Origin of the sequence: Micromonospora sp. NPDC051227, assembly GCF_044455385.1 — a bacterium.
Lineage (GTDB): Bacteria > Actinomycetota > Actinomycetes > Mycobacteriales > Micromonosporaceae > Micromonospora.
In genome coordinates, this window is sequence record NZ_JBITET010000006.1 from 216,884 (window position 1) to 229,411 (window position 12,528).

Sequence of the window (12,528 nt, forward strand, 5' to 3'; positions counted from 1 at the left end):
CGATGACCGCGCCACCGGCGGTCGCTGTCTCTGCCTGGTCGGCTGAAGTCATCAGCCACTCCACCCGGTCCGGTTCGGTTGCGTCAGCAGACCGGCCTCGCGGAACCGCTCCACATACACCGGGATGAGCTTGCGCAGGTCCGGCGGCGCGTGCTCGGCGGCGCTCGCCGCGGTGTTGCGCACGTCCAGCCGGCTGCGGCGCAGGACCGGGTCGGACGACTCGATGAACAACGGCAGCAACGGGTACAGGGGGTTGTCATCCTCGTAGCGGATCCGGGCCAGCTCGGCGTCCCAGACGTGCAGCGGAACTGTCTCGAGTCGGTAGCCGGCCTCTCGGACGGCTTCGATGAACTCCTCGTACGGGATCGGCTGCGGATGAGTCAGGTGATAGGTCCGCCCGCCGGCCTCCTTCGAGATCCCGACGATAGTGCGGGACACCAGGTCCACCGGGGCGATGTCCACTGTGCCGTCCAGTTCTGGGCAGATGCCCAGCTGGATGATGCCGCGCAGGAAGCGGGCGAAGAAGTCACCGGTCTGGCCGCAGCCGCCGGACAGCGCGCCGGTGAGCATCCCGGGCCGATAGATGCTGGCTGTGAGCCCGGCCTGGCGGGCGTTCACGACCAGCTTGTCCGCCACCCACTTCGACTCGGCGTAGCCGCCGCCGTAGAGGCTGTCGCAGTGTCGCAGCGGCTCGTCCTCGTAGATTCGGGCCTGGCGGTGATACCCGTAGGCGTCGAACACGGCGTCCGACGAGATGTAGTGGAAGGCTTTGGCGCGTCCCTGGACAGCGAGCCGGAGCAACTCCCGGGTGCCCTCCACGTTGGCGGCGCGCAGCTTCTCGTACGGCAGCAGGGAGTTCACCTGCGCGCCGCCGTGGTAGATCGCGTCGATCGAATCGGCGAGCCGGTGCCAGATTTGGTCGCTGAGGCCGAGCCGCTGGCGGGCAAGGTCGCCGACGACGCCGACGATACGGTCGGTGTGAAGGTCATCGAGGCATCCGTATGTCCGCAGGTTCGCCAGCACCCGCTCGCGGGCGTGTTGCTCGTCGTCCGCTCGGACCAGGCAGTGCAGCGTGGCTTCGGTGTGCCGGAGCAGATCCGCGGTCAGGTAGGCGCCGAGGAAACCGGTGGCTCCGGTGAGCAGCACGTGCCGGGCCTCGGCCGCCGGCGCGGAACTCGGTGGAACCGGCGTGGGGTCTGGGAGCGCGTCGTTGATGAGCCGGGACAGCCCGGAGCGCGGAGCGGGCACGGGGTCGGCCGGCGGGGCGAAGAAGCCCGCGCCGCGCAACGTGCCCAGGCAAGCCTTCGCCGTATCGAGGACGAACCGCACGTCGTCAGGCGTGTGCGCGGTCGACAGGAAACAGACCCGAGTCTCCAAGACGTAGATCCCGCGCAGCCCCATCAGGTGGAAGAACAGGTCGATGGCGAGCGGGAAACGCTGGAGGCTGTACTCGCCTTCGCCAATGAATCGGAACAGCGACGTGAAGTGGACCATCCGCAGCGGGAAGCCCTCGGCCTGGCAGAAGTCGTTGAACTCCTGCGCCATGCGGGTTACCCGGTCTGCCAGCTCCCGCTGCGGCTGCGGTCCGGTGTCGCGCAGGTGGGTGAGCACAGCCTCGGCCGCCGCCATGGTCAGCGGGTTCTTGTTGAAGGTGCCGCCGAAGAACGTTGTCGGCACGGCTGGACTGGAATTGTCACCGTACTTCCAGGCGCCGCCGTCGACGGTGTCCATGAATTCCGCGCGCCCGGCCACCGCGCCGATCGGCATGCCGCCGCCCAGAATTTTTCCGTACGTCACAAGGTCGGCGCGTACCCCGCACCACGCCTGCGCGCCGCCCGGGCCGACGCGGAAACCCGTGATCACCTCATCGAAGATCAGCGCGGTTCCCGTCGCTCGGGTGATCTCGCGCAGCTCACGCAGGAAGCCGGTTGGCTGGAGGTCAGGCCGGCGGCTCTGCACCGGCTCAACGAGCACGGCGGCGAGCTGCGGGCCGAGCGCGCGAATCGCGTCAAGGCTCTCCGGGGCGCCGTACTCGAGCACCACCACGTCGTTCATGGCGCCGGCGCCGATGCCTCGAGTCATCGGGATCGCGCCGTCGGCACCAGCCGGCAATGCCAGCGTGCTGTCCGACCACCCGTGGTAGGACCCCTCGAACATGACGAACCGGGTACGCCCCGTGGCGGCCCGGGCGAAGCGCAGCGCGGCCATCACCGCCTCGGTGCCGGAGTTGCAGAACACCGCACGGTCGGCGCCGGTCAGCTCGCACAGCAGACGCGCGACGTGACCTGACTGACCGGTCTGCGGCCCGATGTGAAGTCCACGGTCCAGTTGGTCGCGCAGGGCGTTGACGACGAAATCCGGTTGATGGCCGAACAGGTGCACCCCGTAACCCATCGAGATGTCTACGTACTCTCGGCCGTCGATGTCCCAGAAACGCGCCCCGGCCGACCGGTCGACCACGACGGGATATGCCATCTCTTTGCAGAGCGCCTGCCACGGCGGCATCCGGCAGTTGGCTAGTACGTCCCGGTCGCTTTCGGCCACGGCCTTCGACCGCCCGCTCCGTGCCGAGTAGGCGGCCACCAGATCGGTCAGGAAGCGTGACTGCCGTTCGGTAAGCGCGTCGGTCGGCTGCGAGGCGTGCTGCGGTCCGCTCGGGCCGCTGCTAGACCGAGGGGGGTACGACGCCTCCGTCACCGGCGCCACCGTTGCCACGGGTGCCGGGGGGACTTCCGGCTCGGCGGGATACGTAGCCGGGGCCCGGGCAGGCGACGAGGACTCGACCCGCGCCGGCAAAGCTGTGGCAGCCCCGGACGCCGGCAGCCGCAGCGCCACCATCCGGGCCAGTTCCACCAGGGAGTCGGCCTCCTCGGTGAGCTCCTGGAAGGAGATCACCACCTGGTGGCGGTCCCGGATGAACTGGCTGAGCCGCATGAACGTCAACGAATCCGCACCCAGATCGCCGATGTTGTCGGTCGCCGACACTTCCCCAGCGGGCATGCCGAGCAGGCCGGCGACGTGCTCGCGCAGGGCCTCCAGCAGGTCGGGCCGGTCGTCGGGTGCGGTTCGCGGCGCCGGGACGGTGGGGACCGGCTCGGGGACGCTGACCGGCTCGGATTGCAGAGGTGGTGCCGTCCTTTCGGGACCGAGCCACAATCGCATTCGCTTGAACGGATACGTCGGAAGTGCCGTCCGGGCCGGTGGTTCGCCGTCGTACAGCGCCGCCCAGTCCACGACCTGGCCCTCGCACCAGGCACGGGCCAGCGCGGCCAGATCGCGCCGCCGGAGCATGTCATCGATGTCTGCGGGGCCACTGCCGGACGCTCTCGCCAGCCCTCGGACCACCCCGGGCCCGTCCGGGTGCGTCAGGCACTCGCGCAGCGCCGTGAAGTCGGCGGCGACCACGGCGAGCCGGTGCAGTTGCGGCTGGCGCCCACTCTGCAGTGTCCAGGCCACCCCGGCGGGGTCGTGGAGCGTCGGCAGCACATCGGCGAACCGGGACAGCAGGGCGGCCAGGTCGGCCTCGTCGCGGGCGGAGAAGGGGAACACGAACGGCGCGGAGTGCGCAACCGCCGGTGCCGGTGGCGGCTGGTACGACTCCAGCACGACGTGGGCGTTCGTGCCGCTCATCCCGAACGAACTCACTCCGGCGGTCCGCGGCCTGCCGGCCGGCCACGCGGTCGTGGTGCGAGGCACCGCGACCGGCAGGCTCGACCAGTCGACGTTCTGATTGAGTTCGGCGCAATGAATCTGCGGGGGAATGACGCCGTGCTGCAGCGTCAGCACGGCCTTGACCACGCCCGCGAGGCCGGACGCCTCCTCCAGGTGGCCGATGTTGGCCTTGACCGACCCCAGCAGCAGCGGGGAGTCACGCTGCCGGAAGACGTCCGCGAGCGCGTTCACCTCGATCGGATCCCCGAGCTGGGTGCCGGTGCCATGGGTCTCCAGATAGGTCACGTCGGCCGGGGACATTCCGGCGTCCGCGAGCGCCTTGACGATCAGCCGCGCTTGAGCGCCGCCGTTCGGCACCGTCAGGCCCGCGCTCGGGCCGTCGTGGTTGACCGCACTGCCACGGATTACCGCGTACACCGGATCACCGTCGGCGACCGCCCGGTCCAACCGCTTGATGAGCAGCGTCACCACGCCCTCGCCACGGCCGAAGCCGTCGGCCTCGGCGGAGAAGGCCTTGGACACCCCATCGGGCGCGAGCGCCGACAGCCGGCAGAGCTGTACGGTCTCCTCCGGCGCGAGCATCAGCTTGGCGCCGCCGACGATGGCCACGCCGCACTCGTCCTGGCGAATGGCCCGTACTGCGGAGTGCAGGGCCACCAGCGACGAGGAGCAGGCGGTGGCGGTCACGATGCTCGGGCCGTGTAGGCCGAGCTTGTACGATATCCGACCCGCGGTGAAGCTCAGCGTCGTCCCGGTCGCCAGGTACGGCTCGTCGCCCAGGTATCCGTCGGCCTGCCGCAGATAGTCGTTGAGGAACTCGTCACAGCCCAGATAGACGCCGGTATCGGTGCCGCGCAGGGTGGACGGGTCGATGCCAGCGCTCTCCACGGCGTTCCAGGCACTCTCCAGCAGCAGGCGTTGGCGTGGGTCCATGCTCGCCGCCTCACGCGGCGAGATGCCGAAGAAGGCGGGATCGAAGCAGTCCACCCCGTCGATCAGCGCCGCCCGGCGCACGTACATCTTGCCGGCGGTCTCAGCCGACTCGTCGTACCAGTGGTCGAGCGCCCAGCGTTGGTCCGGGATCTCGCGCACCGCGTCGCGACCATCGGTCAGCAGCTTCCACAAGTCGCCCGGCGAGTCAGCGCCGGGCAGGCGGCAGGACATGCCGATGATGGCGACGGGGGGATTGGCCGGTACGGGGGTGATCTCTGGCTCCAGTGTCCCGGGGGCAGCGGTGGAGCCCGGCACCGGCACCGCCTCGATGTCGGCGGCAAAGTGCCGTTCGTCGAGGTACCGCACGAGCTCGTCCGGGGACGGGCGTTCGAAGATCACCGTAGCGGGCAGCCGGCAGCCGAGCTCCTCCTGCAGCCGAGCGCGCAGATCCAGCGCTCCGAGGGAGTCGACACCGAGCTCGACGAAGCCGCGCGTGGCGTCGAGTTCGGCTTCCCCGTCGCCGAGCAGCCGCTGAATCGTGGCCGTGACGGTGCGCCGGAGCAGGGCGCGGGCTCGGTCCGGCGGCAGTGCCCGTAGCGTCCCGGCGATGGACGAGGCGCCGGCTTCCGGTGGCGCAGGGACGTTGTCGGGCGCGAACTCTGCGATCATGGGAGTGGTCCGCGGCCGGGTGGCGGCGTAGCGGGCCCAGTCCATGCTGGCCACCGCCGCGTGCGGGACTTCGGCGGCGATCAGCGTCGCCAGCGCCCGTACGGCGGCCTCGGCCGCGATCGGCCGTTCTCCTTCGTCAATCAGCCGGGCGCGGTGCGGTTCCGGTAGCCGAGCGGTCATCCCGGCTTCCGCCCAGCTTCCCCAGCTGACACTCAGCGCCGGCAGGCCGAGGCGCCGTCGGTGTCGCGCGAGCTCGTCGAGGAACTCGTTGGCCACCGCGTAGCCGGCCTGCCCTCGGTAGCCCAGCAGCGAAGCCAGCGAGGAGGACAGGACGAAGAAGTCGAGCGTGCGGTCGCGGGTCAACTCGTGCAGCAGCCACGCGCCATCGACCTTGGGTCGGAGGACGGTGGCGAGCACCTCGTCGCCCTGCCGCAACAGCGGGCCGTCGCGTAGAGATCCGGCGCAGTGCACGACACCCCGCAGGCCAGCACCGCAGTCGTCGAGGACGGACCGCATCTGCGCCGCGTCCGTGACGTCGGCCCGGACGACATCGACGGCGACGCCGGTGGCTCGCAGAGCGGCCCAGATATGCCGGTCCTGCTGATCCGGCTCGCCGCGCCGGCTGACCAGCACCAGCCTGCTCGGCCCCGACTGTGCCATGGCGAGAGCCAGCCGCAGTCCCAGGCCACCGGTGCCTCCGGTGATCAGGTAGGTCCCGTCGGAGCGAACCGGCAGTGCCCGGCCCTGTGGTACGTGGGTGTCGTGCAGGATCCGCAGGCGTCCGCCCAGTACCAGCCCTGCCTCGATGGCCAGCTCATCCGCTTCGCCAGGCGCGCCGGCCTCGACCAACGCGGCCGCCTGTGCCAGATTGCCCGGTTCGTCCGCGCCACGGATCGTCAAAGCGGTGCACCGCAGTTCCGCGTGTTCAGCGTTCAGAGTGCGCGCCAGCGCGCCGATGCCGGCATGGCCCAGCGGTGCTTCGGTCCCCGCCTCCGGTGCGACCAGCCACAGCCGCGTGCCCTCGGGCCGGTCGAGGATCGGCTCAAGCACGTCCCGTACTGCGGTGAGTAGCGCCGCCGGCCCGTCCGGCTGGAGCACGAGGACCACCGTGTCGCACCCCGCCAGCGCGTCCGTCTCCACCACGACTTTGGCCCGGGCGCGGAGCACGCCGGTGAGCCTGCCGGCCGAACCGAGCACCGCGACGCGACGCGCCGCGGGGGCCGACGCACTGCCGAGCACGACCGGACTCCAAGACTTGACCAGCATCTGGACGGCGTCAGCCGGTCCGAGGTCGTCTCGGGTCTGCGAGGTGGCCACCATCGGCGGGTGCGCCGCAGAACCGGCCGGGCGGGGATCCAGCCAGTGCCGTCCGCGCTGGAATGCATAGGTGGGCACCGGCACCCGGCGCCGGGCGAAGGGCGCGTCGAAACCCGTCCAGTCGACGGGGACACCACTTAGGTACAGCCGGCGGTAGGCGGCGATCGCGGCGTCCGCATCCCGCGGGGTCATGCTCGGTAGCCATTGCGAACCTCGGGCCCCGGGCCGCCGCCGGCCGAGGGCGCTGAGAACAGCCTTGGGGCCGAGCTCCACGAAGATTCGGGTGCCGCCCTGTTCCACAAGGCTCACCGCGTCACTGAAGCGCACCGGGTCGACGATGTGCCGGACCCAGTACCCGGCGTGGCTCATCTCCCCCGCGTCCAGCACGGACCCTGTGACTGTCGAGACGATGTCGATGCTGGGTGCGGCGTACCGGACCGTCTCAGCGACCGCGCGGAACTCGTCGAGGATCGGAGTCATCAGCGGAGAATGGAAGGCGCGGTCCACGTTGAGCGCTACGACCTCGATCCCTTCCGCCCGCAGCGTGCGGCACACCCGCTCGAGCGCCTCCCGGGGGCCGGACAAGACGGTGAGGTCGGCAGCGTTGACGGCGGCGATCGCCACACTGTCGCCGGCCTCGGTCAGATGTCGCGTGACCGTCTCCACACCGGCGCCGATCTGTGCCATCCCGCCGCCCTCGGGCAAGGCCTGCATGAGCCTGCCCCGAGCCGCCACGAGCCGCACAGTGTCCTCGAGACTGAACACTCCAGCGACACAGGCGGCCACGTACTCACCGATGCTGTGGCCGATCAGGACGTCGGGGGAGACGCCCCACGACTGCCAGAGCTGGCTGAGCGCGTACCCGATGGTGAACAATGCCGGCTGGGTCGTCGCAGTCCGGTCGAAGGCGGGATCGTGCTGCTCGCCGTACAGCAGGCCGGTGAGTGAACGACCCAGCTCTGGGCGGAGCAGCTCGTCGCAGCGGTCGACAGCGGCGCGGAAGACCGGTTGGGTGTCGTAGAGCGATCGGCCCATGCCGAGGTAGTGCGAGCCTTGCCCGGCGCAGACGAACGCGATCCGGGGCCGCTCATCCCGGGGCCAGGACACGGGTCGGCCGATGTCCGGGGCTTGCAGCAGCGCGGCGATCTGGGCCCGAGCGTCAGCGATGTCCGCAGCCTGGATGGCGACCCGGTGGTCGAAATGCCGTCGCCCTGTGGCGGCGGAGTGGCAGAAATCGGCGAAGTCTGAGGTGTCCCGTCCATCGAGGTGCCGCAGATGGCGTTGCAGGTTGGCGCGCAGCGCCGGCTCGGTCTTCGCCGACACGGGCAGCAGGTGGCTGCGCCGGTCAATGCCGGCAGTGGGGCGGTCCGGCCTGGGCGGCGCCTCCTCGATCACCACATGACAGTTGGTGCCGCCCATGCCGAACGAGCTGATGCCGGCCCGGCGGGGCTGTCCCTGGGCAGCCGGCCACGCCCTCAGCTCGGTATTGACGAAGAACGGGCTCTCGGCCAGTCCCGCCAGCGGATTGGGCGAACGGAAGTGCAGGCTGGGCGGCAGCTGACCGTGATGCAGGCTGAGCGCCGTCTTGATCAGGCCGAGCACGCCGGCCGCCTCGTCGAGATGCCCGATGTTGGTCTTGACCGAGCCGATCGCGCAGAACTGCCCATCGCGGGCCCGGCCACGGCGGAACGCCTCGGTGAGCCCGGCGATCTCGATCGGATCGCCCAACCGGGTTCCGGTGCCGTGCGTCTCGACGTACGAAATGGTGTCGGCCGGTACCCCGGCGCGTTCCTGCGCTCGGACGATGACCTCGGTCTGGGCGGCTACGCTCGGCCCGGAATAGTCCATTTTGCCGGCGCCGTCATTGTTGACCGCAGAGCCCTTGACGACAGCGTAGACACGGTCGCCGTCGGCGAGCGCGGTGGACAGCCGTTTGAGTACGACGACCCCGAGACCGTTGCCGAAGACGGTGCCGTCGGCATCGGCGTCGAAGGCCCGGCAATGGCCGTCGGAGGAGACCATCATGCCCTCGCGCCACAGGTAGCCGGTGTTCTGCGGCGTGATGATCGAGACGCCTCCCGCGAGAGCCACGTCACAGTCGCCGGCGAGCAGAGCCTGTACCGCCGCATGGACCGCGACCAACGACGTGGAGCAGGTGGTCTGCACATTCACGCTCGGACCCCGCAGGTCGAGCTTGAACGCGACCCGGGTTGGCAGGTGGTCACTCGCGTTGCCCTGTTCGATGCGCAGCTCCGTCGCCTCGGCGAAGTGCCGGTGGCTGAGGAACGTTCGATCGCCTAGCTTGGCCGGAAGCACATTGTTGATCAGATAGGTGTTGAGACTCGCCCCCGCCCACACGCCGACCCGATGGCGGCCGGTGTCGAGGCCGGAGTCCTCGACCGCCTCCCAGGCGCACTCCAGGAACAATCGCTGCTGCGGGTCGATCACAGCCGCCTCGGCCGCGCTGTAGCCAAAGAACGCCGCGTCGAACAGGTCCGTGTCAGCGAGCAGGGCGGCTGCCGGCACGAAACGCGGATCCTCGGTCTGGTCCGGCTCCAGCCGGTGGATCTGCGCGTCCCGCAACCGGGTGACGGATTCGACCCCGTCGCACAGATTGCGCCAGAACTGGTCGATGTCCGCAGCACCGGGTACCCGGCATGCCATGCCGACGATCGCCACGTCCCGGTCGGAGCCAGCGGGCTCCGGGAGGGGCGCTTCTGCGGCCGGCTCGCCGTCGGTGACGTCCGGCGCTTCACCCAGGAAGCGGGTGAGCTCGGCTAGCGTCGGGTATCGAAACAGCGCGTCGATCGGGATGCTGCGCCGCAGGACAGCGCTGATCTGCTGATGCGCGAGCACCAGCGAGATGGAGTCGCCGCCTAGCTCGAAGAAGGTCTTGTTGGACGGCACCTCGGACACGTCGAGCAGTTCGGCCCAGATGCGCGCGACGATGCCCGTGCTGTCCGCAGCGGCGACCGTCGTGGCGTCCGGCCCTGCGATGACCGGTTCGGGAAGCCCCCGCACGTCGAGCTTGCCGCTCGGCGTGAGAGGTAACGAGTCGAGCAGCACATAGCTGGTGGGCCGCATGTAGTCGGGCAGCCGCCCCGCCAGGTGACTGCGCAACGCATCGATCAGGCCGACGCGCTCCACAGCATCCTCTGGCGTCACGTAGGCCACCAGCCGCGTCTGCCGCCGGTCGTTGACCTTCGCGGTGACGACGCATTCGGAGACCGCATGATGCTCCGCCAGGACCGCTTCCACCTCAGCGGGTTCCACCCGGAAACCGCGAATCTTGGTCTGGTTGTCGGCGCGGCCCAAGCACTCGATCGTGCCGTCGGGCAAGTAGCGGCCGACGTCGCCGAGCCGGTAGAGACGCGCGCCCTGTACGCCAAACGGGCTGGCGACGAACCGCTCGGCGGTCAGTTCCGGGCGGCCGTGATAATGCGCGGCGAGGCAGTCGCCCTCCGCGTACAGCTCACCGACGACGCCGATCGGCACCAACTGCCGAGCCTCGTCCAGGATGAACAGGTTCATGTTGTCGACGTTGGCGGTGCCGATCGGTGCGATCGCCGGCCAGCGGCTCGGGTCACCCGACAGCGTGTGCGTCGCTACGTCAATGCACTCGGTGGAGCCGTAGTGGTTGTGGATCACGCAGCCGGTCCGCTTGGCGAAATCGCGGATCTCGGGGGTGATGCGCAACACCTCACCTCCGACGATGAGCTCTCGCAGGTGCTCCGGGACGGCACCAGTCTGCGCGGCCTGCGCGGCCTGTTGCAGCGCCACGAATGGCATGTACCACTTAGCCACCCGTTCCTGGCGCGCGAAGGCGAGCAGCGCCATCGGATTGCACCGGGTGTCCTCGTCGACCTGGATCAGGGTGGCGCCCATGCACAGGCCCGCGAGAATCTCGTGGAAGGAGACGTCGAAACTGATCGGCGAGTACAGCAGCGTGCGCGTGCCGACCTCCGACAGCCAGGCGGCGCGATGCCATGAGACGAGGTTGGCCAGGGCGGAGTGCGCGACCGCAACACCCTTCGGCAGCCCGGTTGACCCAGAGGTGTAGATGCAGTAGGCGATGGCGTCCTGGGAAACCTCGGGCAGCGGCCGGTCGGGGCCAGCGTGAAAGTTCGCGTCGGCCGATACCTTGGTCAGCGGGGCGAAAAGTGCCGCCACCGCCGGCCTGCGTTCCAGCAGTGCGGCATGGTCCGTGACGACCACGCGCACTCCGGCGTCACGCAGCATGAAGTCCAGCCGGTCCGCCGGGTATGCCGCGTCCAGCGGGACCACGGCGCAGCCCGCTTTCATGATCGCTACGACCGCGACCACCAGCTCGATCGACCGGTCCAGGCACAGGCCCACCCTGTCGTCCCGCCGGACGCCGGCGTCCAGCAGACGCCAGGCGAGCAGATCCGCCCGCCGGTCCAGCTCGGCATAGCTGAGGCGCTCACCACGGAACTCAACAGCGGTCGTGTCCGGCGTACGGGCGGCCTGTTCGACGATGAGCTGGTGTACGGCGCACCGGCGGTACGGGGTGCGCCGTGTGTTCCAGCGTTGTCGGATCCGGTCCAGCTCATCCGGGCCGAGATAAGGCACGGTGGCGACCGGCATCTCGGGATGCCGCAGCACTGCCCGAAGCATCTGTACGAAGTGGCCCGCGACCTGCGTAATCTGATCCACCGGAAACAGCGCCGCGCGGTAGCTCCAGTCCATCACCGTACCCGAGGTGAGCCGCCGGGCGGTGACGTGTACGTCATGGCCGGCGCTGACCGGCGCCAAGTCGTAGTCGGTGACCTCCAGCGTGCCTGCCTCGCCGGCCGGCAGCGCTGGGACAAGGTCCAGCTCACAGTCGAAGAGCAAGGGAAACAGGGCGTACGGCCCGGCGTCGGAAGCCGCCGGAGCATGGCGGAGCAATTGCTGGTACGGATAGTCGCCGTGCTGATCGGCCCGGTCCAGCTGGCGTTGGGTTTCCGCCAGCACCTGCTCGAAGGTGGTGCCGGCGGTGATCGCTAACCGAAGCGGCACCACATTTCGGTACGGGCCCAGGGCCGGCCCCTCACCACCCGGGCGGCCCTGCGAAACGGCTCTGCAGAACGTCGTTTCCTCGCGGGCACCGTAACGGTAGAGCAGAGCGGCGAAGGCCGCGGTCAGCACCGTCGAGGCAGGGCTGTCGCTGGACCGCGCGGCCTGCTCAAGCTCCTCGACCAGGTCTGGCGGCAGCGGGATCCGCATCGCCCGGTGCCGAAGGTCGGAATCGGCCGCTCGGGGAACAAACGCGGGCAGTTCGGCCGGCTGTGGTTCACCGGACAGCAACGTCGACCAGTACTCCTCCTGGCGCTGGAGGGTCCCGGCGTCGATCGTCCGCTGCCGCAACGCGTGCTCGCGATACTGCCGCGTCGCCACTACGGTGACCCCGTCCGGGCCGCCGGATGCGCCCACCCCGTGGCTGAGTAGCTCCTGGCAGACCAGCGCGAGCGTCTCAGCGTCCGCGACGGCCGTGTGCATGGCCACAACCAGCACGTGGCGTTCCTCGCCAGTGGTCACCAGCAGCGTGCGCCACAGTGGAGCGGCCCCTGATTCGAACGGACGGTCCAGGAACGACTCAACGAGCTGCTGCGCACGCGCGTCGGGCGCCGGATCGCCGGAGACGTCAATCGTTGAGACTTCAGGCTCGATTTCGTCGCGGACCCGTTGGACGAGGCCGTCCCTCGTACCGCAGAGTTCGGTTCTGAGAATGTCGTGCCGGTTGCTCAGCGCCCGGCACTTGCGGCGCACCACGTCATCCCGCAGGTGGCCGGACACGACAAACGCCCTGTGTACGCACAGCGCCACCGACCCCCCTACCAGCTGCTCGAGGACGTAAGACCGGTCCTGTTCGTAGGAGGCGGGATAGTGCTGCGCTTGGCTCATCAGGAGAACTGACTGCTTTCCTCGGGGCGCTCG

Annotated in this window: 1 protein-coding gene; it reads right to left on the reverse strand. The window is 69.6% G+C overall.

Going from position 1 to position 12,528, the window contains the following annotated elements; genetic code table 11:
• Positions 1 to 51: 51 nt before the first annotated feature.
• Complete coding sequence (locus ACIA47_RS17755) at positions 52 to 12,495, reverse strand: amino acid adenylation domain-containing protein (RefSeq protein WP_396709118.1); 12,444 nt, start codon at positions 12,493 to 12,495, stop codon at positions 52 to 54.
• Positions 12,496 to 12,528: the final 33 nt, after the last annotated feature.

Coding starts and splice junctions, on each gene's coding strand:
- ACIA47_RS17755 (WP_396709118.1), bottom strand. CDS start 12,495: ATGAGCCAAGCGCAGCACTATCCCGCCTCCTACGAACAGGACCGGTCT.